The organism is Algibacter sp. 2305UL17-15, assembly GCF_040720935.1.
Lineage (GTDB): Bacteria > Bacteroidota > Bacteroidia > Flavobacteriales > Flavobacteriaceae > Jejuia.
This window is the reverse complement of sequence record NZ_JBFDAE010000005.1, coordinates 172,798-199,465: the sequence shown is the minus strand read 5'-3', so window position 1 is coordinate 199,465 and position 26,668 is coordinate 172,798. Positions and strand designations below refer to the sequence as shown.

The following is a 26,668-nucleotide window of genomic DNA, read 5'->3' as shown; positions in this document are numbered from 1 at the left end:
ACGACAACTTTAGTTGTCGAAATACCAATTAAACAAATCAGTCCTAATCCCAAAATTCAACCAAACCGTATTGTTTTTAAAGGTAGTTGCTGTTGTAGCTTCTGGATTAAAATTTCGAACTGTGATATCTGTAAATAGTTTCATGTTTGATGCAGGGTTTATCAAATAACCCGCTTGTAAATTTCCGTAAAAGCTTTTGGTTTTGATGCCTTGACCTATTTCTACACCAGTATCAAAGGGCCGGTCGTTATAATCTCTATAAATATCACCACCATAACTAAAGTTATCCGTACCGTTGTTGAAATCCAATCCTCTATTTCCGAAGATAAATTTAGCATTACCATACCATCGGTTGTAACGATAGCGTCCAATGAATATCACTTCACTAAAATTAGCGCCCCATAAATGCGCTAATGGCTGATTATTATGTGCATAATTTAAAACTATGGTATTATGAGAATACGTATATGGTCTCACACGGTTGTACTCAAATTGCAACACTAAATTATCAACTTTAAAGGCGTTATAATATTTAACTCCTAATTGATATCCGTATTTGTTTTTCCAACTTTTTTCGCCGCCTTTAATATCCCCTAACGAAAATTCGTCTAAAATAAATTGCCCGTATAGGTTCACATTATCATTCCATTTATACTTTGCGGTAGCTCCCAGTAATGCATTTCCAGCGCCTTGGCCAGTTTCAAATTCTATGGCACGGTAAAAAATAACCGGGTTTAAATAGTTCACATCAAAACCTCTATCGTTACTATTGGTCCACAATACCGACTCAAACAATCCCAGATTAAAACGCTTTGAGACATTCCAACTTAAATAATGGTTGGCGATGTATTTGGTTAAAAATGCCTTGTCTTGCACTACTTCATCACGCACATCTTTCATCCACATAAACGTATTGGTATATTTTATTTTCCAAAACTTTGTGTTTAATTTTAAAAATGGATGCGGACTGGTAACATCACTCACTAACAACGAACGGTACCCATCGCCTATAAAGTTTTTTCCATGTCCGAACTGAACATTCAAAAATTTAGCTGGCGAATATGATAAATAAGCTTCTGCCACAGGATAATCATAGCTATCTGTTTTAAAACGTTTTGCGATACCACGCCCAGGGATTATAGCAGGATCTGGACCAAAGGCTTTTAAACTTTCGGCATAGCGATTGACGTAATCAGCAAAACGCCCTTGACTTTCAAAAACCGTTGTGTAAAAATTAAAATTTTTGCCCAAACCTCCCTGAACCATAAACCCTCTGGTGTTGTTATAGGTTGAACCACCTTCTGAGTCCGTTCCTGTTTGTAAATCGAAAATAGGGTCTATAGTAAACCAATAGTCTTTACCTTGTAACTGCACCAAATGTTCGTTCCACAATTTTTTACCTGCCCATGTTTCGGTAGGTTTTGATAACGACTTTCGTTCTGCTTCAAAATCATGATATTTAGATACATCATCATATAAAAATGGTTTTGATGCTGTATGGCTGTTGGTGCCAATCAAATTCATAGCACGATCAAATCGCGCGTAATCACTATGTGTAAATTGAATATTTAATTGACTTGATAACGCCCTATTTGAATAGGGTTTTAAAGTCGCATTCACACTATCAAATTCTTGTTTAGCGGCAGACTCTAACTTAGTGAATTCATTATCTTTTGATAGGTCACTAGAATGCGTTGGATCATACTCTTCCAACGGAATTTTTATAGGCATTGAATATTGCTTATACGTGGGTCGCCCATTATATGTTGCAGGCATTATCTTTGGAAATAACGAAAATACACGTTTTGCTTCTTCTTTTAATTCGCTATACATGGCATCCACATACATAACCCGAAATTGTCCTGTGGTATCCACTTCAAAAAGCACTACAACTTCACCTTTATACTTCTTGCCCAATACATTTTGGGGTACTTTAAAATGCTTTGATATCAATTTATAGACATTGACATCAAAACACGTTTGAAGTGAGTCTATGGAAACATTGGAACATTCGGGAAAAACCGGTGGTTTTTCATAAAAATTTGTGTCTTGAGAAAAGGCTTGACTTTGAATTAAGAAAAGTAGAAGGGCTGCAAACTGCTTCATATGATAAGATATGATGTCTTTTTGGGTCGAAAGATAGTATAATTTATTTAGGTAACATATTGACATTGTCTGTTCGAGTGATTTTCTACAGAAAATTGTATCGAGAACTTTTTAAAATCTGAAAAAATAATGATTATCGATAAAAATTTCATACTTAAAAAAGTGTAAAATTCACTCGAATTGACAAGCCAAATAAAAAAAAGCCATTATCCTTAAAAGATAACGGCTTGTTGCATGCTAAATTACCATGGGCTTTATTCCACCATAAAAATAATTGGAAGCGTATAACGAACGCCAACAGGTTTATCGCGTTGTTTCCCAGGTTTCATTTCCGGTATTTTATTTACTACGCGTTTTGCTTCGGCTTCTAACTCAGGGTGCGGTGCCCGGGTTTTAATATTAGTAACGTTTCCTGTTTTGTCTATTAAAAATTCTACAGAAATCATTTGTTTTCCTGATAAACCGTAATTAGAAGCAATATCGCTGCCGTTAAATTTACGCTGTACCAATTGTGTGATTTTATCAGACATGCATTTTTTTCGTGCGTCGTTGCCCTTTGTTTTTTCACAGCCTGGATAAACGGGAACCTCTTCTATTCTGGTAAAATGAACTTCAACTATTTCATCTGGTTTATCGATATCAAGTTTACTATCATCAAAAGGCACATCAGGAGTCATTTCTTCAGGTGTATCAATTTTTAAAGCCTCTTTCATATGCGTATCATCATCAACGATTATAGGTTCATCAATTAATAACACCTTTTTTGCTTCGGTTTTAGGTTTTACCTCTGCTTTTGGTTCTTCATAAATTTCGAAATCCTTTACCGCCATTTCGAAAGTTTCTTCCCTTGGAGGTAAAGTCTCAGAATAATTGTCAATTGTATTCTCAAACTGCAGTTCTAATAAACCAAATGCAGCCAATAAACACACAATTAAACCCACTTGAAAATAGAGCGTGGAGTTTTTTTGTAAATTTGCATCATGCTTTTGTGATTGTTTCACGGTTTGCTCATTTTGCCGAATGAGCTCGTGGGATTGTTTTGAATTTTTCATTTGTTGTGATTTTTATAAAACTACAGTCAAATGTAATTCGCTAAACTAATGTCTCGCTTCGCATGCAAGAAAACAGCTATTAGTCTATGCTCATTTCATAATAATATAGTTAAAATGTTAATATTATGATAAAAACACAATAAGCATACCAAAAGAGAAATCCCGTAACATTTAATGCTACGGGATTTTACGCTTCTTCCAAAACTGCTTCAAACTATTTCAATCTCTCCAAAGAAGATATAAAAAAACCTCTGAAACATTAGCTCCAAAGGTTCTATTGATTAAATATTTTTTTTTAGATGCTTAGTCTTGTACTTGGAAAATAATAGGTAATGAATAAGGTACAGTTACCGCTTTTCCACGTTGTTTACCTGGTTTCATTTTAGGCAACAAACCAATAACGCGTTTGGCCTCTTTTTCTAATCCAGGGTGTGGTGCTCTAGCACGGATACCCACAATATTTCCTGTTTTATCTATTTTGAAAATTACATTGATACGCTGTCTTCCTGATAATCCTAATTCACCTGCCAATTCAGTATTAAACTTTCTATTTACAAATTTTGAAATCTTATCAGACATACAAGCTTTTTTAGCAGCATTGTTTCCGCCTTCACATCCAGGAAAAACCGGTACGTTTTCAATAACCGCAAATGGCACTTCAATATCTTCTTCTACTTCTGCTACTTCTATTTCTTCTACTTCAACAATTTCAGTTTCTTGATCTACCTCAGTAGATTCAATGACTGTTTCTTCCACTTCTTCTTCATCTTCTACAATCTCAATAACTTCTGGAGCTGCAGGAGGTGGAGGTGGTGGCGGAGGTGTTTGTAATTGTTGTGTTAATGGAATTTCCTCTTCTATTTCTTCTTCCATATTTACCATTCCTATATCAACTTCAGCCTTATCATACGTTTTGTAATTAATGGCATAATTTGCTAAAAACAGCATTAATGCTAAACCAATGGCGAAATACAGAGAACTGTTTCTTGCTACATTAGCTTTCGGATTTTTTTTAGGTTCCATAATTTTATTGTTTTTCCAGATTGCTAAAATAACCACTTATTTGTTAAAAAAGCAAGTGTTTATTCATTTTTAACTTGTATTTTATGTTTTATTGCTAATACCACACTTGTTAACAATGCCCCTAAAGAATTTGCAAGAGCATCATAAACGTCTAATGATCTTTTTGTGGTTAACGTTCCTTGTAATACTTCAATAATTATACCAAAGACGATTGCCAAAATTGCGGCATACCCTATCGCTTTATTAAAAGTATAATTATATTTAAAACGAAATACGAGATACCACAGAAAACACATGACTGCATATGCCAGAAAATGAAAGATTTTATCACCATAATCTACCCCAACATCAGGAACATTTTTAAGATGCATTAAACTTACCGTAGCTAACGCAATAGAGTATGGTATTGCAAGCAAAAGTGCATATCGCTTAAGCACCAATAAGAGTTTTATAATCTTCGGCGGATAACAAATTATCTATTTGGGACGCATCAGAATACTTGATTTTTATCATCCAACCATTTCCGTAGGGGTCAGAATTTACGCTTTCAGGTTCATCTTCTAAACCTTCATTGAAAGCAACTATTTCCCCTGATAGTGGCAAGAACAAATCCGAAACAGTTTTGACAGCCTCAACCGTTCCGAAAATCTCGTCTGCCTCTAAAGTTTCGTCTAGGGTTTCTACTTCAACGTAAACAATATCTCCTAATTCGCTTTGGGCAAAATCGGTAATACCAACAACAGCTAAATCGTCTTCGATTTTAATCCATTCGTGGTCTTTGGTATATTTTAATTCTGATGGGATATTCATTGTACTAATTTAAAAAGTTTTCGCAAATGTATTTATTCAAAACTACATTTCAAACAGGAAACCATTAATTACCAAAATTATAACGCAATGTAAGTCCTGAGCGAATGGTTGTTTGTGGGAACGCAGTTGAAATAGCATATTCAGCAAATGAATAATCAAAGTAGAAAATACCAGTTAAGTTCTTACTAAAGGCGTAATCTGCGGAATATTTAAGTCCCCAAATGGTTTGTCCAGAAGTGACCTGATTATTTTCTAAATCCAGATATCTTACTATGGTTTTATTATCCCTAATCGAAAGATCTGCTTTCATATTTAAATCGCTCACAATGCGCTTTTTAGGCCCCGCCATTTTAGACTTTATACGCACATCTTTAATACGGTATCCTAGACCTAAAGCATATTCATTCCCTAAAACTTCGGTCATTAAATTATTATCGAAACTTAAGGACAACAATCTGTCTTTTTTAATTTCAGCAAGAATCTTAACCGAATTTTTCATTTCGAATTCTAATCGCACCAACGGACTAAACATTTCTGTTAGGTTGATATTGCTGTACAATCTTGCATTTTTATAGTTGCCCGATTGATCTTTAGTGTTTGGGTTTTGACTATCATAGTCTATACTAAAATCTGGTCCGTCACCATAATCCAAATTTGTTTGAAACTGGTTGATGTTGTAATTTGAACGGTACCCATGCGTTACAGAAAAACGTTTGAAACGCTTTTTAAACCATTTAAATTTCATAAAACCGGTGTACTTCAAATCCCAGTTTGGAATAGGCACACTTCTAAATGCGCCCAGTTTTACATTGTTGGCATCCTGACCGCTATAAGCCGCTAAAAACGCAGGCAGCAATACTGCTTGACTATTCTTGCCAAATCCTCTAGGGAAGCCTTCCGCATCCACATCGTTAACATCTGCGCCGTTTGCAGCAGCAACACGTCTTGCGATAAGTAATCGGTTAGCCCTAAAATCATTAAAGGCATCCGAACCTGTTTCGTCACTTTTACCAAATGCGGTTTTTATTAATATGGTTGAAATATTAAAGTTTCCAAAAGTGTTTGGTGTAAGACTAATATATTCTGAAGTAGTTTCATCTACCCTGTAATTCTCAGCATAATTCTCAAAATAGGTTTTGTTTCCAGTAAGATCAATCTTCAAATCCCTTACCGGTTCCAAGCTTGCAGAAATATCCAATTGCTCGCTATGGGTTTCGGTATATTGTTGGTTAAACTGTTGAAAAGACGTTAACCATCCTCTTCTGGCCGCTTCATCCCTTACATCACTTTGGCTCCCAAATGTAAATCCTAAAGTGGGTTTTAAAGTCCCTACAAAACCTGGCGTTCTGGTATATCCTGGTAAAAACGTACCATTGTTTTCAGAATAATTTATTTGAACACGTTTGATACTCGTTAAAATATCAATGCCTGCATTTAGTAATTTAGCACCTTTTTTACTGCCACTTTTAGGTTTCACTACTTCCTGCGGTTTCGCCCCTGGAGTTCCCGTTGCCCTTGTTCTAGTTCTTACCGTTCGCGTTGGTTTTTTAACCAATCCGATATACCGGTATAAGCGTCCCATATCTAAACTCGTGTTTATATTGTGGGTATTTGAATTTTGAACTGTATTAATCTCTTCTTGATTAAAACCATCTATTTGTCCATATAGATCCGACCCTTTTTGCCATTGGAAATCGCCATTATATTGATAGGTAGCATCAATAAAACTAAAGGTTGGAATTTTATTTAATGGCAGTTGATAGGTAATGCCTAAACTTTGCGTTTGTCGGTTAGGATCTCCAATATCCAGAAAACCATCCCAAACATCTAGTCTTTTATCCTGTTCGCCCGCAATGAGGTTGTCGTTTAAAAAATAGTTTCTAACAATATTATTATTGGCAGCAGTAAAGTTTAATTGCAATGCCTTTGTGATGTTATAATTTATGGTGTATTGAAAATCGAAGGTGTAATTTCTTCGGAATAATTCCTCAATAGCAATATTATCGCCTGTTAAATCTACTTCCCTAAATTTTTGACGGTTGAATTGTCTGTTGATATCCGAATTTACGGCAAAACTGGTTGGCAGTAAATTAAAGTTGAATTCCTTTAAGAATTTCCAGTATTTCCCTGTGAATAGAGAATCGTTTTCTTTAAAAGGTTCAATAGTTATAGGGTTGAAGTTAAAGGCATAATTAGCGCCAGTTCTTACTGTTTTATTTACTGAATTTTCAATTTCGAAATCGCGATGTTCCACTTTATTATAGGAATAATTAAAAGTGAAATTTTCAACATCGTAAAAACGTGGTGTTTTTTCTGTAGTTCTATTTTTTCTAACGCCTATAAAGTTGATACTTTGGCGTCTTGTATAATCTTCCGATTGTTCTTTAATTTCGTCTCTTTCGGCTTCATCTGCGGCGGCATCCAAACGGGCCTCTAATTTTAAATCCTTATAAAACTGATCGTATTTAGGTGTAATCAACTCTTCACTTTGTGCGTAATTAAACGGAATTTGAACGCCCCATTTCTTTGGCAATAACTGACCCACATTTACATTGGTTACCACATCATACTGCTTCACATCTTCTAATGCTCTTTGACTTGGACCTTGCTCAATAGTTCCAAAGCCAGACGTACTTTGTCTCCCAGTAGCACTAATATTTGCGAAATCCGCAAAATTGGTATCTACACTTAATACGGCTGCCCAACCGCCTTCGTTATCTAAATCTGATAAACGGAGTTCGTTAAACCAAACTTGTGCACAGGCATCACTACCAGTTGCATTTTTAACACCAACCATCAATGTTCTCACATCTCCAAAATTTGGATTCCCTTTAATAGCCACACGATGTTGCCCAGTAACATAACCAGAAAATTGATCGCCTACAGGTAAAATTTCATCGCCTACAACATCATAGAAAGTAGGCAACCCATCAGATAAAGTGCCATCAGAAATGCCCTGTGCTTTTATTCTACCTAAAACATCAATGGGTAAGTTGATTTCATTTTGAAAAGGCCATACATCATCTCTATCTAAAGAACCATTTGGCGATTTTACCAATGGTACTTCAATTTGATAGTAGTTATCATTTAAATCGTTACCTATACGGATAAAACCGACAAGTTTCTCTGAAGCTGAATCCAGATACCCATTGTCTCCGTCCTGTGCATGTAAAAATAGTCGCAAACGTTTGTACTGACGCATATCTATATTGATGTTTTTGAAAACTGCTCTGGAATCCTCAGATTCCAAATTGCACACATTAACCACTAAAGATTGCTCGTTCTGTCTTACAACCGTATTGTTATTAAACAATTGTTCTGGCTCAATTCCCGGTGGTCTTACATACGAACCTTCATTATCAATGGTGCCAACGATACCTACTGAAAAATCGGTATTGTCATCAGAAGGGTCATCATTGTTTACTTCCAAAGACTGATTGTAACGTCTCCAATCACTTCTTACCAAATCTAATGTTCCAAAACGGAATACGGTGTTTTGAGTAAACTCTTTTAAATATGTTCTTACAAAACGTACCGAACGAAAATCGGTAATGCCACCAATTGCTCTTGTGCTTTTTGTAACTGGAATTCTAAACAAATACCATTTAGGATAGACAACATCCCCGTTTTCAAGAATTCTTCGGTTATCTTCACTCGGTGCATCAACGTTTTTTGTATCCACAATAAATTCATTGTTTAAATTTAAAGTGGCTGGCGTAATGTCTAATTCATATTCAAAATAACTATCAATGGTGTTCATTGTGTTATCTCGGTTAATATCCTCTACATCTGGTTGTGTATTGGCACTTCTATCAGTATCCGTAAACGTATCTGGCGTATTTCCTTCTACACCGTTGTATCTTTTATAACGGTCAAAAATATTTCCATCTGTATTTAAGAAATAGGTGTAGTTATCTTTTGCTGGATCTTCAAGTCCTCTAAAAGGTGCCATTGCATTATTGATCCTTGCAATACGATCCTGAACATCTGGATCAGTACTCGTAGATTCGACTGGTAGTTTTTCATTCGCATCATTATAACCATCATAACCTACATCTTGATTGGTACGTTCTTGCCCCGTTGTATCAAAAGCATAAATTAAGGATTGATTAAGCGGTACGATTGAACCCCAAAACGTTGGGTTTTGTTTCAGTATGGTTATATCTCCGTTTTCTGGTAAACCGTTTTCATATAATTTTCTTCCATCTTTAATGATATCCTCTGAAACATTTCCTAAGTTGAACACTAATTTTCCCCCTTGATTAGATGGGTCTTCCTGAAACGGATCTTGTAACCAAAACTCAATATATTCTACATTGGCTTGTTCTAAATCCGTTGACGTTAATTGTCTCGTAATCCCTGCCCAGCCATTACCATTTGAAATAGTTCCATCATCAGAAGCAGGATTGAAATTATAAGGCCCGCGCTCTGTTGGATAATAGGCTAAATCCAACGTATTTAAAACTGAATTTTGTCCCTGTACTAAATCTTGTTCTGGAAACAACTCATTAATAAACACACGGCTTGTGTATAAACTGGATAAATCTTCATCTGAAATACCATCAGGTCGTCTTGAACTGTAAAAAATGGGGTCAATCACATACCAGTTTAAAAAGGCACGATCAAATCCATTTTGAATTCCATTATCATCCTCAGGGCCAAAATTAACACCACCAATATTGGTGTAATTCCTTCCTAAATTTTTAGGTCTGCTTGATAAAAACCAAGATTGTTGTGCTTTTAAATCGATAGCGTTTTGAGTCCCTTCAAAATCATCAATATAAGATGTTGCTTCTCCATTTAAGTTTGTGCCTTTTGGTGCACCTGGTGCTAAATACGCAAATTCACCTCTTAATGAAATGTTAGAAGGTACATCGGTATCTATATTCGGTAATTTATTGACCAATCTTGTTAAGAAAGGTACTTCCGAAGAATAATTACCATTAAAACCAAAAATGGTATTATTTATAGGTTCAGAACCGTAATTTGCTTTTTGCGTAATTGGGCGTTCATTCAAATTTAAAAGTGTCGCACCTAACACAAAATTATCATTAAACTTATGTTCTACATTTACCCCCATAAAACGCTTTGTTTGCTGACCAAACACCGCATTATTTTCAGTTGACACTTGAATTGGCGTGTTTGAAGCCTTTAATGCTTCATCTAAAATTTGAACACGACCCAATTGATAATTTACCGTATAATCTACACCTTCTACCAACACACGTCCACCAGCAGTAACTCTTACCGAACCTCGTGGCACATTAAACGCGCCGATAGGAATGCCATCGCCACCACTAGACTTATAACGTCCTTTTAATTTGAATTTATTTTTTTCGGCTTCTTCTAAGGCTGCAATCTTTGTACTCTTATAAAGAATATCGTAAACGTATTTTTCTTGATCTAAATTATAAATCCCCGTTTCATAATCCTCGTCATTATTATTCGGGTTATTATCATCATCTAAAACATCAAATAGATACCTTCCAAAAGGTTCTACTTTAGTAAAAATAATTTTTCCATTTTGAGGTTGTACAGTTATACCCGGAACAAAATCAAAAAAACCATCTCCATTAGGCTGCGGATCATTATTAAAATTCAGTTTATCTAAATTGAAAAGCCTGATTAATGGAATACTTTGTAAACGCTTATTGGTTGCAGTAAAATTTGGATTCCCCATATCTGTCACTACAGGATCTCCGTTGATGTCTAAACCAAAGTTAGCTTCTTCTTGAGTTTCCCCAGCTTCGGGAACAGGTGTAATATAATTTAACGGCGATGCTTCATTATAAAAGATGTTCAACGTAAAATCATCTTGACTTAAATTGAAAGCACCCGTATCGTAAATGTTTTTCATCATTAAATCCCAAATAGGCTGTTGCACATTCGTGATACTACTTTTTAGCATTTTAAGCACCAAGGCTTTATTGGTAACAGCAGTAACATCACCATCGCCATTTCTATCGACTTGGTTTGGGTTTACACCATCGTTGGCAAATTCCCCAACTTGATATACCAGTCCGCCAACTGTAAATTGATAGGCAACCGCTAAAACTTCATCAGCATTTAACCTTTGGTTTAAAGATATATAACCCAATTCGGCGTTATACGTATATTCCTGACCGTTGATTAATTTTCGGGCATTTTCGATTTTACCATAATCAGAACCTTCATCCACATTATTTGATTGGGTGCCAAAACCACTTTGTGCTGTTGCGATATCTCTAATGGATTCGGTTAAGATAGAACCTGACCCTATTGTAGTTGGGTCAAAACCGTTATTTCCATTATCTGGAAAAACACTAAAATCAGGACGAATAAATCCTGGAGGCAAAGGATTTATATATATGTTGTTTGGAGATGATTCCCCTAAATCCTGTAATGCCACTACATTCCTTACATTATCGGTTCTGTTACTCCTGTTTGTAATATAAACTTCTAAACGGGTAATTTGCAAACCACCGTTATTGATAAACGGATAATCTCTTAAAGCTTCATCGTACTTATCTCTAAAATATTGCGCTAAAAAGAAGTGCCTATTTTCGTCGTAATCCCTAACAAAAAAATCAAATTCCTCTAAAGTACCACCACCTTGGGCTACAACGGTATTGGCTTGCGAGCGTTGTTCAGAAAAAATTCCTGTAACCGTTGTTCTACCAAATTGCAATTGTGCTTTTACCCCAAACAAACTTTGCGCTCCGGTAATCAAAGAGCTGTTTAATGGCATATTTACATTACCGACTTCTATTTTTTGAATGATATCATCTTCTGTTGGTGTGTATTCCAACTTCATGATTTGTTGAAAATCGAATGTAGATTGCGTATCATAATTGGCATTTACCTGCAATCTGGTTCCCACTTTACCCAATAAACTTAAGCTGATCCGCTGATCGAAATCAAAGGTGAAATTACTTCTGTTTCTTGGTGAAAATGTAGGATTATCTTGTTTTGAAAACAGAATCCCTAAGTCCATTTCTACAGAACCTTGAGGTACAACTTCTATAGTGTTGCTTCCAAAGATAGATTCAAAAAACCCTGAATTCACATAAAATTCGGGCAATAAGTTTTTTTGTTGCTCTTCAGACCCTTCTTTTTTACCATCAAAAGCATCTATTTTTTCTTTGTAGTAATTCTTTAGATTTTCCCTTGCCACTAAATCCTTATATTCTTTAGGGGATAAAATTACAGGATAATTAATGTTGAATTCACCAATCTTTTCGGTGTAGATATATCGGTCTGTAATAGGATCGTAAGTGTATTTAGTCTCTATACTGTTAGGTCTAGCGGTTTTGATAGTTCCTAAACTAAATCCCGTTTTTGTGGAATCTTGAACAGGTTGCTGAGACCATGCGGCAGCCGACAAAAGTAGGAGGGCAACTAGGGCGAAATATCTTTTAATCGATTTGTAATAGCTATGGTTAGTTATAGTCAAAATCTTTTATAAGTTTTTTAAGGCTTGTTTTATGATGGTTTCAACAGTAGCATCTGGTTGGGACATGATAACTTTGTCCACAACGCGTTCTGCCTGCTTTTTTGCAAAACCAAGAACTTCTAAAGCAGATAACGCTTCATTTTTATTGGTATTGTCTTTAGAAACCGAAACTTCGTCTATATCGTAAATCTTTAAAATTTTATCTTTTAAATCTATAATGACGCGTTGTGCTGTTTTTGCGCCAATGCCTTTTATAGATTGAATTAAAGCAACATCGCCTGTAGCAATGCCTTCCCGAACCTGTTTCGGCGTTAAAGATGATAACATGGTTCTCGCTATACTAGCGCCAATACCGCTTACAGATAGTAGCAATCTGAATATTTCACGTTCAGCTAAAGAAGAAAAACCAAAAAGTGTGTGTGAATCTTCTTTTATTTGAAGATGCGTGTATAACTTAAGACTTTCTTTATCAGGAATTTGCGAAAAGGTATGTAAAGATATGTTTAGAAAGTAGCCAACCCCATTGCAGTCTATTACTACATCGGTTGGGTTTTTCTCAATAAGCTTTCCTTGTATGTGTGTAATCATCTAAAATCCCTCTTGACCTGCCAAATGTAATGAAATTATTTGCGTTTCAATACTAAGAAATATCTTTTTCTAACTCCCAAATTTCTTTATTCTGCGCATGAATTACGGCTATGGCAGTCATATTTACGATTTCGTCAACGCTGGCATGCAACTGGAGAATGTGAACGGGTTTATTCATTCCCATCATAATAGGACCAATAGAATCGGCTTCATTCAACTCTTTTAATAGTTTATAAGTGATGTTTGCCGAGTCTAAATTCGGGAAAATTAGACCATTAACTTTTTTACCTGCCAATTTAGAAAACGGGAACTGATCGCGCAACATTTCATCATTTAAGGCAAAATCTGTTTGTAATTCTCCATCTACGATCATTTCTGGATAGCTTCGGTGTAACATCGAAACCGCTTCCCTAACTTTAGATGCCCTATCGTTACTGGAAGATCCAAAATTAGAATACGATGTCATTGCTATTACTGGTTCAAACCCGAATGTTTTAATCACTTTGGAGGTCATTACAGCAATTTTAGCCAAATCTTTAGCCGTAGGATCAATATTGATTGAGGTATCGCTTAAAAACAAAGGGCCTCGTTTAGTCATCATCACGTTAGTAGTGGCGATTCGCGTAGCACCTTTTGCCATGCCTATCAACTCCAGCATAGGTTTCACAACGGTTGGATAACTACGGGAATATCCAGAAATTAAAGCATCGGCATCGCCTTCATTTACCATCATTGCAGCAAAATAATTACGTTCTCTCATTAAGCGCTGCGCGGAATAATACGTGACGCCCCTGCGCTTACGTTGCTCCCAATACACCTTGGCATACTTATTTTTACGCTCATTTTCGGCTTCAGTCTTAGGATCGATAATAGTAATATCAGCTTCAAAATCAATCTCAGCCATCAATGATTTGATGGTTTCTTTTCTACCTAACAAAATAGGAATAGCTATGCCTTCTTCATAAGCTATTTGAGCTGCTTTTAATACGTCTAACTGATCTGCTTCTGCAAATACGACACGTTTAGGACTTAACTTCGCCCGATTCAATAGCAATCTTACCAGTTTATTATCAGAGCCTAATCGTTCTCTTAATGTGTTTTTATATTTTCCCCAATCTTCAATTGGTTCTAATGCAACGCCGCTATCCATGGCAGCTTTTGCAACTGCTGGCGGTACTTCTGCTATTAATCTTGGGTCGAATGGTTTTGGAATGATGTAATTTCTTCCGAATGCTAAACGGGTTTGACCATACGCAACATTTACCTGTTCTGGCACAGGCTCTTTGGCTAATGCTGCCAAAGCTTTAACCGCTGCCATTTTCATAGCTTCGTTAATTGCTGTTGCACGAACATCCAATGCCCCTCTAAAAATAAATGGAAACCCTAACACATTGTTAACCTGATTAGGATGATCGCTACGCCCTGTAGCCATGATAATATCCTTACGGGCATCTATAGCTAATTGGTATTTTATTTCGGGATCTGGATTTGCCATAGCAAAAACAATCGGGTCTTTTGCCATGACTTTGAGCATCTCAGGTGTCACAATATCAGCCATAGACAAACCGATAAACACATCGGCATCGATCATTGCCTCATCAAGCGTGTCAATTTTTCTATGTGTTGCAAATTCTGCTTTTTGAGAAGACAAGTTATCTCTATCATTTCTAATAACACCTTTGCTATCCAGCATGACCATATTTTCACGGGTCGCACCACAAGATTGATACAAGCGTGAACAAGAAATTGCCGCAGCTCCTGCACCACTAATTACTATTTTTACGTCTTCAATTTTTTTATTGGTAAGCTCTAAAGCATTGATTAACGCGGCTGCCGAAATAATTGCCGTTCCATGTTGGTCATCATGCATTACGGGAATATCCAGTTCTTCCTTTAGACGCCTTTCAATTTCAAAAGCTTCCGGTGCTTTAATATCTTCAAGATTAATCCCTCCAAAAGTAGGAGCAATCATTTTTACGGTTTGAATAAATTCTTCAACATTTTCAGTATCTACTTCTATATCAAATACATCGATATCAGCAAAAATTTTGAACAACAGACCTTTACCTTCCATGACAGGTTTTGATGCTTCAGGACCAATGTTCCCTAAACCTAAAACCGCAGTTCCGTTTGATATTACGGCTACGAGATTCCCCTTTGCTGTATATTTATAAGCATTGTTTTTGTCCTTTTCTATCTCTAAACAAGGTACTGCAACACCTGGTGAATATGCCAAGGATAGATCTCTCTGACTAGAATATTTTTTTGTTGGCACTACTTTAATTTTACCTGGAGTAGGTTTTGCGTGGTATATCAGGGCCTCTCTACGTTTGCTTTCTTCGCTCATAATGGACTAATTTTGTTGGATTCCCGCCTTCTTGGGAATGACAGTTTAAAAGAAAGCTTTAAGCTAGCTTAAAGCAGTTTTTCTTAGACCAACAAATATAACAATCCTAAGAGAGCTTACACTTAATCTTTTAGAAAATTGATGTTTCTTTTAAAGCCTGAGAATTTGGTACGTTTTACTGTGGAGTTTGAAATACAGATAACTAATAACCCATAAAAGAACCGTTTAATTTTACTAATCGACTCATTTTTACAGTTATTTTGAGCCGAATAGGCTTAACTAAACCAACTTAAACCAAAAATTTACAAAGACTGTTTGTTTGTAAGACCTACAAGGTTTTTAAAACCTCGCAGGTCAGAAATATGGTAAAAATAATCACAATTTTAAAAACTGAATATTTCTCTCTAAACCTGAAAACTTAGTTCGCTTAACCGCAGATTTTTTGAATACTTTTCTAAACGTGTCTTCCGTAACTTCTTCCCAATCTTTTTTGGTCATGGAAAGTAATTCTGGATGCGGGTTAAACAATGGTTCGTTATGCGGTTTTGAAAACCGATTCCACGGACACACATCTTGACAGACATCACACCCGAACATCCAATCGTCTAGTTTTCCTTTGAATTCAGAAGGGATGTTTTCTTTTAATTCTATGGTAAAATAGGAAATGCATTTACTACCATCTACTACATAAGGTTCTGTTATTGCTTCTGTTGGACATGCATCAATACAGGCTGTACATGATCCGCAATGGTCAGTAGTGGGACTATCATACTCTAACTCTAAATCAATAATCAGTTCGGCTATAAAATAAAAAGACCCTACTTGTTGGGTTAATAAATTACTGTGCTTACCAATCCATCCTAAACCTGATTTTGCTGCCCAAGCTTTATCTAAAACTGGTGCAGAATCTACAAAGGCACGCCCATGAACCTCGCCAATTTCATCTTGTATAAAATGTAATAATGATTTGAGTTTATCTTTTATAACAAAGTGATAATCTGTTCCATAAGCGTATTTTGAAATTTTGAAACTGTCCTTATTTTGCGCTTCCGAAGGAAAATAGTTTAATAATAGGGACACCACACTTTTTGAATCTTCTACCAGTTTTGTGGGATCTAATCGCTTATCAAAATGGTTTTCCATGTAGTGCATTTGCCCATGCATGTTGTTATTTAACCATTTTTCAAGTCGAGGCGCCTCTTCTTCTAAAAACTGCCCTTTACTGATACCACAAGACAAAAAACCGAGGCGTTTGGCTTCGGTTTTAATCATATTGGAGTAATTTAGTGTATCCACAAGTTTTCTTAAAACATCTAAATTACGATTTTCATTTTATAGTTGGAAAGAGATTTTATTTTAAATACATCCCATATCTATAGAGGATTGAGAATCGGCATTTGGGAAACAATTTCCGCTAGGTAAACTTTCAGGTTGATAACGCTTTAAGTTGGCATCATACAATGAGTTTTCTACAAACATTGTCAATAAATCAACTTCTTCTTCAGATAAATTCAAAGGTATAAAAGACTCCGATAGTTTATTTGAAGGTACTTCACTATTTTCTTGAATTGCTTTATTTTTATAACTGATGATATCTCTAATAGATTTAAAACTAGCACCATGACCATAAAAACCAGCATCTGTTAAGTTATAAAGTTGAGGTGTTTTAAATTTATAATCATCATCAGGATTTCCTGTAAAACCGCCACGCCCTTTTTTTGTAGCTTCATCTACAACTGTCATTATATTTTCTCCGGCCAAATCATTCATACCTAAAGCATGAAATTCCATACCATTTAAACCAGGTCCAGAATGGCAGGTGTAACATTGTCCTTTTCCAAAAAATAATAAGGCACCTTTTGTTTCGTCTTCACTCATCGCTAATGCATCGCCTTTTAACCATTTTTGAAAAGGTGCTTCATTAGATAAGACTGTTCTTTCATAGGCGGCTATTGCAAGTGCCGCATTCATTTTAGTATAACGGCTGTCTTCAGCATCATTCGGAAACGCCGCATCAAACAAGGTTTTATATGAAGAATTTACGATAAAATCTTTATCTATTAACAACCTATGTACATCCAGTCCTGCTATGGCCTGTGTTTCAACACCTTCAAAACCAAAAGTATTGGCTTCTTTTGGAGTACCTACTGTCCAATTTGCTTCGGTACCAAGATTAGCACCCAAAGCTCCAAATTGACCATTCCATAACATAACTTCTTGATAAGCAACATTTAAGACACTTGGACTTTTTATAGGTTGCACATCCAAATCGGTCTCTAAATAATTAGAAGATTTAATTCGACCTTCTCCATGGACTCCAAAACCAATACCTCCTTCGCCAATGCCTTGCTGAACACCACTTTGAAATCCAGCCGCTGCGTGATGGCAACTGGCACAGGAGTAAGTATTCATGCCTTCCTCATTATTTGGATTTTTTCCAAGCATAGTTTCATGAAACAATAATTTGCCTAATGCCACTTTTGCTGCTGTGATACTGTTTTTAGCATCACTAGGAATATCCGTAAAATTGTTTGAAGCAGGAAGTAATAATGATGCTTTAGAACCGAATAGATCTTCAATCTGTCTTTCTAAAATAGATTGGGATGGAATTGCTGCGTAATCATCGTGGTCTGTTGCACACGAATTTAAAAAATAAGTACATAACAACAGAAGACTGTAGGTTTTTAAGTTTTTCATATTAAATAGATTGGGTTACTATTGTGGTGTAAAAATAAAACCCAACTCTAAAAACCTTACATTAATTTGCTGAAAACCTCATATATTAGTTGTATTGTAAAAGTTTCGATGAAGCGCATTTTCTATCTTTGAAAAAAGGCTTGTTTTTCATGTATTTCAAATGTAGATGGCTTAAAACAAACCGCCTTGAGTTGGTCTTTTGACTTTCCCTAGGTGCTTATAAGCCTGCTCCGTAACTTCACGCCCGCGAGGTGTACGCATAATAAAACCCTGTTGAATTAAAAATGGTTCATAAACTTCTTCAATGGTTTCAGGACTCTCACTTACTGCCGTTGCAATGGTAGAAATCCCAACAGGTCCACCTTTAAATTTATCAATGATGGTGGATAAAATCTTGTTGTCCATTTCATCCAATCCAAAAGCATCAACATTTAAAGCTTCCAAAGCAAATTTGGCTATTTTAATATCAATACTGCCATTCCCTTTTATTTGCGCAAAATCTCGAACACGTCTCAATAAAGCATTCGCTATTCTTGGAGTGCCACGACTTCTTCCTGCAATTTCAACAGCAGCTTCCATAGAAATTGGAACATCTAAAATCATAGCACTTCGCTGTACAATAGTTGTAAGTAAATCGGTTTTATAATATTGCAATCTGCTTTGAATACCAAAACGTGCACGCATTGGTGCCGTTAACAACCCTGAACGTGTGGTTGCCCCAATTAAAGTAAATGGATTTAAATTGATTTGAACCGAACGTGCATTTGGTCCTGATTCAATCATGATATCGATTTTATAATCTTCCATGGCAGAATATAAATACTCTTCTACAATAGGACTTAATCGATGTATTTCATCAATAAACAACACATCACGCTCTTCAAGATTAGTCAATAAACCTGCTAAATCTCCTGGTTTATCTAAAACTGGTCCTGAAGTTACTTTAATACCAACCTCTAATTCGTTAGCTAAAATGTACGCTAAAGTTGTTTTCCCTAATCCTGGAGGTCCATGAAACAACGAGTGATCTAAAGCTTCGGTTCTTAAATTTGCGGCTTGAACGAAGATTTGAAGATTTTCCAATACTTGATCTTGACCCGTAAAATCATCGAATGATAAGGGTCTTAATTTTCGTTCTACATCTAATTCTTCTGGAGAAAAATTATCGTCTGTTGGATCAAGGTTTTGGTTCATAACACTTCCTGCTAAAGCAGAAATCTCTTTACTTATTGAATAAGCTATTATAAAATTAGATTCCCGTCTTCGCGGGAATGACAAAAAGTCTATATAAACAAATATAATGAAAAAGACCTTTAGAAATATTAATCAATCTAAAGGTCTTCTGTTATTTATAAATGATTCCTGCCTATACTTCGACTACGCTCAGTATAAACTACGGAATTAGTTTAATGCTGTAATTCTTCTTCACCGTCTTTTAAAGGAATATTTTGAGGGACGAAATCTACATCATGCCCTGGCTTGCTATAATCGTAAGCCCAACGGTGTACATGAGGAATTTCTCCAGGCCAGTTTCCGTGCATGTGTTCTACAGGAGCTGTCCACTCTAAAGTTGTTGACTTCCATGGGTTTTGAACAGTTCTCTTTCCGAAGAAAATACTACTAAAGAAGTTATATAGATAAACGATTTGAACGATCCCTCCTACTAAAGCGAAAATAGTAATAATCACATTTACATCTGCCAAATCATCAAATAAGGGGAAGTTACTATTTGTATAATAGCGACGTGGTAAACCTGCCATACCTATAAAGTGCATCGGGAAGAAAACACCATAAGCACAAACAGCTGTTACCCAAAAGTGAATATAGCCTAAATTCTTATTCAACATTCTACCAAACATTTTTGGATACCAATGGTAAATACCGGCAAACATACCATAAAGCGCAGAGATTCCCATTACCAAGTGGAAGTGTGCTACCACGAAATATGTATCGTGAACATTAATATCTAAAGCAGAATCTCCAAGGATAATTCCTGTTAAACCTCCTGTTATAAATGTTGATACGAAACCTATAGAAAATAGCATTGCGGGATTTAACTGCAAATTACCTTTCCAGAGTGTGGTTATCCAGTTAAATGCTTTTACTGCCGATGGAATTGCAATTAATAATGTTGTAAATGTAAATACAGATCCTAAGAATGGATTCATTCCAGAGATAAACATATGGTGTCCCCATACAATTGTTGACAAGAATGCAATCGCTAAAATAGAAGCAATCATTGCACGGTAACCAAATATAGGTTTACGTGAGTTTGACGCCATAATTTCTGAAACCAGTCCCATTGCAGGTAAGATTACAATATATACCTCTGGATGCCCTAAGAACCAAAATAAGTGTTCAAATAATACTGGCGAACCTCCTTGGTAATGCAATACTTCACCTTGAATAAATATATCTGATAAGAAGAATGATGTTCCAAAACTTCTATCCATAATTAATAATAAAGCTGCAGATAATAATACTGGGAATGAAATAATACCGATAATAGCAGTTACAAAGAATGCCCAAATTGTTAAAGGTAGTCTTGTCATAGACATGCCTTTAGTACGCAAGTTAATTACCGTAACTACGTAGTTAAGCGATCCTAATAGTGAAGATGCAATAAATATAGCCATAGATACCAACCATAAGGTCATACCCATACCAGAACCACCTTGAGCCATTGGTAAGGCACTTAACGGTGGATAAATAGTCCATCCTGCTGCTGCAGGCCCTGCCTCAACAAATAATGAAATTACCATGATGACACTCGATAAAAAGAATAGCCAATAGGAAACCATATTTAAAAACCCAGATGCCATATCACGTGCACCAATTTGCAATGGAATTAATAAGTTACTAAACGTACCACTTAAACCCGCCGTTAATACAAAGAATACCATAATGGTACCATGTATCGTTACTAATGCCAAATAAATGTCAGCATCCATAACACCGTCTGGTGCCCATTTACCCAATAATGCTTCAAACAAAACATTTGGTTCTTCCGGCCATGCGATTTGCATACGGAACATCATAGACATTAGTACACCTATAACTCCCATAATAGTACCGGTAATAAGGTACTGCTTAGCAATCATTTTATGGTCTTGACTAAATATATATTTAGTTACAAACGTTTCTTTATGATGATGTCCGTGATCGTCGTCGTGATCGTGAGTATCTGCGTGTGCTGACATAATCTTATATCGTTTTTCTTTTGTATTAGTTAATTAGAGAGTTTTTGAATTCTTTTTGCTCTGCAATCCAAGCATCATATTCTTCTTGAGTTTCAACTACAATTTTCATTTGCATGTTGTAATGTGATTTTCCACAAATCTTGTTACATAACAATAAATAATCAAATTCATAGCGTTCTAATGCCTCTTCCCCTTTTGCAATTAAAGGTTTACTATTCTCAACTCTTATTTCATTAATTCTTTTAACCTTATCCTTCATTTGTTGCGTGTCGCGCATCTCAACAGTTGTTTTTGTTGGGGTAAACCCAAACTGCGTGATCATACCGGGCACACAGTTCATTTGCGCTCTAAAGTGTGGCATATATGCCGAATGTAATACATCTTGCGAACGCATTTTAAATAAAACTGGTCTTCCAACTGGCAAATGCAATTCCGTAGTAATCAAATCATCTTGAGCATTTGGGTCCGATTCATCTAAACCTAAAATATTAGCACGGTCAATATCAATCAATCTCACATTAGCTTTACCTAAGGTATTATCAGCACCTCCATATCTAGCTTTCCAGTTAAACTGTTGTGCATATAATTCAACTACTAAAGGATCATCGCTTTCATCTACACCCATGATGTTAATCCAAGTGTTTAATCCATAAATAATCAAACCGGCCAAAACGATTACAGGAATGATAGTCCAGATAAATTCTAACTTATTGTTATCTGCAAAGAATAAAGCCTTCTTTCCTTTTTCACCTTTATATTTATAAGCGAAATAGTGTAGTAGAAACTGTGTTATCGTTTGTACAAAAAAGATAAGAATCATAGAGATCCACATCAAATTATCGATGGTTGGGCCGTGTTCTGATGCAGAATTTGACATTAATGGTAAATCACCATATTTTACAACACATACAATGGTTATAATATAAATGAAAGCCAGAAAGCCCATCATTAAATATCCATTTAATGTATTATCCTTATCTGTAGCTACCCCAGGTGTAGTGTCTTCGCTTTTCGCCTGAGCTAAATCGAAAATCTTTACCATTTGCCATATGGCAACTAAAATAAATACTAAAACTATAATTGTTAATAAAGCAGTCATTGTTATCGGTAGTCTTTATTTATATCTTGATTAATAATGAAATTCTTCACTTTCTTTTCTAAAAGGATAACCTTTTACTAGTAGAGGTGCTTTTGTTAAAGCAGTAAATACTACAAAAATGAATAAACCAGCGAACAGTAATACTGAACTTATTTCTGGAATACCTATAAACCATCTATCGCCAACGGTAGCAGGCATTATCATATTGAAAATATCTATGTAATGTCCAAATAATATTACTAAGCCAGCCATAACCACAAACCATGGAATACGCTTGTAATCAGCATTCATTAACATTAATATTGGGAACACAAAGTTCATCACTACCATACCTAAGAATGGTAATTTATAATCTTGGAAACGTGTTACAAAATACGTTACCTCTTCTGGTATGTTTGAATACCAAATCAACATAAACTGTGAGAACCATAGGTATGTCCAGAAAATACTGAATGCAAACATAAACTTTGCGACATCATGTAAATGGTTTTCGTTTACAAAATCAAGTACACCCTTAGATTTTAAGTAGATTGTGATTAAAGCAATTACTGTAATCCCACTCACAAACATACTCGCAAATACATACCATCCAAATAAAGTAGAGAACCAATGTGGATCTACACTCATAATCCAATCCCAAGACATCATAGATTCTGTATAAATAAAGAATACTAAGAATGCTGCTGAAATACGAAATGACTTTTTAAAGTTACTTCTATCATCTGCTGTATCTTGAGCGATTGAAAATTTACGTGAAAAATGTCTGTATGCTACCCAACCAGCAATAAAAATAAGCCCGCGAATAGCGAAACCCCAGATGTTTAACCATCCTGTTTTACCTTCAATTAGTTTGTCGTGAGCCACAACTTCTGGATCCATCCAGATAAACAAGTTGTAATGTCCAATTGTTCCAGATGCAATAGCAATACCTAAAACTATTAAAGCACCAGGTAATAAATAAGCTGTTATACCTTCCATGACTCTAAACAATACTGGAGACCAACCTGCTTGCGATGCTATTTGAATCGCATAAAACGCTAAAACACCTAGTGCAATCATCATAAAGAAAAATGCCGCTACGTAAAGTGCAGACCAAGGTCTGTTTGCTATTTGATGTTGTACATGCTCAACATGTTTTGCATGTGCATCAACTTGTACATGCCCCTCTTCTTCATTTGCGTGTTCATCATGAGCATCAGTTGCATGTGAATCCGTCGCATGTTCATCATGGCTGGGAGCGGCATGAGCTACTTCTTCTCCATGACCACCACCATGATGCGCTTCTTCAGCTAACATGTGCTCAACCTCTTCAAAAGATTTATGAGATGTCATAAAACCATATCCTACGCCCAATACGCCTAAAATTATTAGTGCGATAGAAAATGTCTTTAATTTATTTGAAAATGTGTACATATCTATATAATCTTATCTTCTTACTTTTCTAAATCTTCTTTTAACTTCAAAACGTATGCAACAACTTGCCAACGCTCTTCTTCGTTTAATTGATTTGCGTAACTACCCATCGCATTTTTACCATAATAAATAGTATGGTAAATACTGCCTTCAGTAATTGCTCTACCTGCATCATCATAACTAGGGATACCTAATATTTTCTCGCGCTTTACCAAGTTACCTTGTCCATCTCCTTTAACACCATGACATATACCACAATAAATAGCATATAACGGGCTACCCTTTTCAAAATCTACTTCATCAGAACTTAAAGGACTCTTAAGTGTTGCTTTTGCTAAGGCAAAACCATCGGTGTTATTTTCAATATCAAATGGAATAAATCCTCTTGGAATACTTCCTTCCGCTGGAGTTCTTGCCTCCATTCCATTTTCAAACATTGCATTTTCTCCGTAAGTTTCATAACCTGCAGACTCATACATGTTTGGCATGAATTGATAATTTGGTGCAGTATCCTTTTTACACGACACAGCAACAAATACAACTGCAATTACTACTATTTTAATTAAGCTTTTCATATTTATAATTAATGGGCTTTATCAACTAAATTAATTTCTACTGCTCCAGTTTCTTTCAACAAGCTTTCTAACTCATTTTCATTGCCGTGAACTGCAATTTCCATTAAAAAATGGTCATCCGTTGTTCTTGGGTCAGGGTTTTCAGCTTTCTTAAATGGCCACATTCTACTACGTAAGTAAAATGTAATTACCATTAAGTGGGCTGCAAAAAACACCGTCAACTCAAACATAATTGGCACAAATGCAGGCATATTTTCGATATAACTAAAACTAGGTTTACCACCTATGTTTTGTGGCCAATCTTCAATCATGATAAAATTCATCATCAAAATTGCAACTGTTAAACCTACCAAACCATACATAAATGCTGTAATAGCAATACGTGTAGGTTCTAATCCCATAGCCTTATCTAGTCCATGAACTGGAAATGGCGTATATATTTCTTCAATGTGATGTCTTTCTGCCTTAACCTTTTTAACGGCCGACATTAAAATATCATCATCAGTATAAATAGCGTGAATAACTTTTGAAGCTTCCATTGACTATGTTTAGTTTATTAATTTTTTAGCTTGCCCAGACCAATCATCACGTTCTGCTCTTCCTGGGAAAGAACCCGTAATACTGTCTAACAAATCATATTCTTTTTTGGTCATCTTACTAACCTGAAGGAATGTATAAATACCAATGCTATTTAATACTTCTTCCATTTTAGGTCCAATACCACTTATTTTTTTCAAGTCATCAGCCGTTTGGGTTGTTGCGTCAAAACTTCCGATACTTCCTAAAAGGTTACTTACTTTTTCAGAATTATCGTCTTTCGGCGTCGTTTCAACCTTAACTACAGGTTCAGCAACCGCTTTTCCAGACGTTCTTGTATCGGCTCCAGTTCCTACCAAACTATCTCCTCTTTCCCTAATATTTTTATAACGCTCTCCAGAAGATTTCAAAATAGTCTTAACCTCTGCCTGTGCAATTACAGGGAATGTTCTAGAGTATAACAAAAACAATACAAAGAAAAATCCAATAGTTCCAATAAAAATGCCAATATCTACAAATGTTGGTTGGAACATTGTCCATGAAGATGGCAAATAATCTCTATGTAACGAGGTTACAATAATTACGAAACGTTCAAACCACATGCCTACGTTCACAACAATCGAAATAAAGAATGAGAACATAATACTTGTTCTTAATTTCTTGAACCACATGAATTGTGGAGAGAATACATTACAAGACATCATTAACAAATAGGCCCACCAATAAGGTCCGGTTGCTCTGTTTAAGAACGCATATTGTTCATATTCTACACCAGAATACCATGCTATAAATAACTCAGTAATATATGCCACACCAACTATAGAACCTGTAATCATGATTACGATGTTCATTAATTCAATGTGTTGTACTGTAATATAATCTTCTAAACTACACACTTTTCTCATGATAATAAGAAGTGTGTTTACCATAGCAAATCCTGAAAATACAGCTCCAGCAACAAAGTAAGGTGGGAATATTGTTGTATGCCAACCAGGAATTACAGATGTTGCGAAGTCAAATGATACAATAGTATGTACAGAAAGTACTAGTGGTGTTGCTAAACCAGCAAGTACCAAAGATACTTCTTCAAAACGTTGCCAATCTTTTGCACGACCAGACCATCCGAAACTTAATAAAGAATAGATTTTCTTTTGAAAAGGCCTGATTGCTCTATCTCTTAACATTGCAAAATCAGGTAATAAACCTGTCCACCAGAATACTAATGATACCGATAAATACGTGGAAATTGCAAATACATCCCAAAGTAATGGCGAGTTAAAGTTTACCCATAACGACCCAAATTGGTTTGGAATTGGTAACACCCAATACCCTAACCATGGACGACCCATGTGAATAATTGGAAATAAACCTGCTTGAACTACCGAGAAAATTGTCATGGCTTCTGCAGAACGGTTAATTGCCATTCTCCATTTTTGACGGAATAATAATAGTACCGCGGAAATCAATGTTCCAGCGTGACCAATACCTACCCACCAAACAAAGTTAGTAATATCCCAAGCCCAACCTACGGTTTTGTTCAAACCCCAAGTACCGATACCTGTTGATATGGTATAAATGATACATCCAATTCCCCAAAGAAAAGCTGCAAGTGAGATACCAAAAACTATCCACCATTGCTTATTGGCTTTTCCTTCTACAGGTGCTGCTACATCCACGGTAACATCGTGGTATGATTTTTCCCCTGTAACTAAAGGTCTTCTAATAGGTGCTTCGTAATGAGACGCCATAATTAATATTAATTAAAAAAAATTATTTTTATTTAAGTTAA

17 protein-coding genes are annotated in these 26,668 nt (G+C 35.8%); all 17 read right to left on the bottom strand.

Annotated features, from left to right (window positions below):
• Nucleotides 1-9: 9 nt before the first annotated feature.
• Complete coding sequence (locus tag ABXQ82_RS07335) at nt 10-2,106, bottom strand: gliding motility protein RemB (protein ID WP_367057124.1); 2,097 nt, start codon at nt 2,104-2,106, stop codon at nt 10-12.
• A gap of 254 nt (nt 2,107-2,360) precedes the next feature.
• Nucleotides 2,361-3,158: an energy transducer TonB gene (locus tag ABXQ82_RS07330; protein WP_367057121.1), complete on the bottom strand. Its 798-nt coding sequence runs from the start codon at nt 3,156-3,158 to the stop codon at nt 2,361-2,363.
• A 303-nt stretch (nt 3,159-3,461) separates the two neighbouring features.
• Complete coding sequence (locus ABXQ82_RS07325; protein WP_367057118.1) at nt 3,462-4,181, bottom strand: energy transducer TonB; 720 nt, start codon at nt 4,179-4,181, stop codon at nt 3,462-3,464.
• 59 nt (nt 4,182-4,240) lie between these two features.
• Nucleotides 4,241-4,618, bottom strand: coding sequence for a VanZ family protein (locus tag ABXQ82_RS07320; protein WP_367057115.1), 378 nt, complete (start codon nt 4,616-4,618; stop codon nt 4,241-4,243).
• Nucleotides 4,611-4,991, bottom strand: a complete 381-nt coding sequence (gcvH, locus tag ABXQ82_RS07315) for a glycine cleavage system protein GcvH (RefSeq protein ID WP_367057112.1) — start codon at nt 4,989-4,991, stop codon at nt 4,611-4,613. Before gcvH ends, ABXQ82_RS07320 begins: the two co-directional genes overlap by 8 nt.
• 64 nt (nt 4,992-5,055) lie before the next feature.
• Nucleotides 5,056-12,423, bottom strand: coding sequence for a cell surface protein SprA (gene sprA / locus ABXQ82_RS07310; RefSeq protein WP_367057109.1), 7,368 nt, complete (start codon nt 12,421-12,423; stop codon nt 5,056-5,058).
• 6 nt (nt 12,424-12,429) lie between these two features.
• Nucleotides 12,430-13,011, bottom strand: coding sequence for a Holliday junction branch migration protein RuvA (ruvA, locus tag ABXQ82_RS07305; RefSeq protein WP_367057106.1), 582 nt, complete (start codon nt 13,009-13,011; stop codon nt 12,430-12,432).
• A 52-nt stretch (nt 13,012-13,063) separates the two neighbouring features.
• A complete protein-coding gene (locus ABXQ82_RS07300; protein ID WP_367057103.1) occupies nt 13,064-15,358 on the bottom strand; it encodes an NADP-dependent malic enzyme in 2,295 nt (764 codons plus the stop codon).
• A gap of 375 nt (nt 15,359-15,733) precedes the next feature.
• Nucleotides 15,734-16,630, bottom strand: coding sequence for a tRNA epoxyqueuosine(34) reductase QueG (queG, locus tag ABXQ82_RS07295; protein WP_367057100.1), 897 nt, complete (start codon nt 16,628-16,630; stop codon nt 15,734-15,736).
• An 84-nt stretch (nt 16,631-16,714) separates the two neighbouring features.
• Entirely contained in the window at nt 16,715-18,055 is a 1,341-nt protein-coding gene (locus tag ABXQ82_RS07290; protein WP_367057097.1) for a cytochrome c peroxidase, read from the bottom strand.
• 171 nt (nt 18,056-18,226) lie between these two features.
• Nucleotides 18,227-19,249, bottom strand: coding sequence for a Holliday junction branch migration DNA helicase RuvB (ruvB, locus tag ABXQ82_RS07285; protein WP_367057094.1), 1,023 nt, complete (start codon nt 19,247-19,249; stop codon nt 18,227-18,229).
• 212 nt (nt 19,250-19,461) lie between these two features.
• Nucleotides 19,462-21,255, bottom strand: a complete 1,794-nt coding sequence (locus tag ABXQ82_RS07280; RefSeq protein WP_367057091.1) for a cbb3-type cytochrome c oxidase subunit I — start codon at nt 21,253-21,255, stop codon at nt 19,462-19,464.
• A 25-nt stretch (nt 21,256-21,280) separates the two neighbouring features.
• Complete coding sequence (locus tag ABXQ82_RS07275) at nt 21,281-22,354, bottom strand: cytochrome c oxidase subunit II (protein ID WP_367057088.1); 1,074 nt, start codon at nt 22,352-22,354, stop codon at nt 21,281-21,283.
• A 30-nt stretch (nt 22,355-22,384) separates the two neighbouring features.
• Nucleotides 22,385-23,767 (bottom strand): quinol:cytochrome C oxidoreductase, encoded by a 1,383-nt coding sequence (locus tag ABXQ82_RS07270; RefSeq protein WP_367057085.1) that lies wholly within the window; start codon nt 23,765-23,767, stop codon nt 22,385-22,387.
• Nucleotides 23,768-23,787: 20 nt separating this feature from the next.
• On the bottom strand, nt 23,788-24,342 hold the full coding sequence (locus tag ABXQ82_RS07265) for a cytochrome c (RefSeq protein ID WP_367057082.1): 555 nt from the start codon (nt 24,340-24,342) through the stop codon (nt 23,788-23,790).
• A gap of 8 nt (nt 24,343-24,350) precedes the next feature.
• Nucleotides 24,351-24,881 (bottom strand): DUF3341 domain-containing protein, encoded by a 531-nt coding sequence (locus ABXQ82_RS07260; RefSeq protein WP_367057079.1) that lies wholly within the window; start codon nt 24,879-24,881, stop codon nt 24,351-24,353.
• Nucleotides 24,882-24,890: 9 nt separating this feature from the next.
• Nucleotides 24,891-26,627 (bottom strand): NrfD/PsrC family molybdoenzyme membrane anchor subunit, encoded by a 1,737-nt coding sequence (nrfD, locus tag ABXQ82_RS07255; RefSeq protein ID WP_367057076.1) that lies wholly within the window; start codon nt 26,625-26,627, stop codon nt 24,891-24,893.
• Nucleotides 26,628-26,668: the final 41 nt, after the last annotated feature.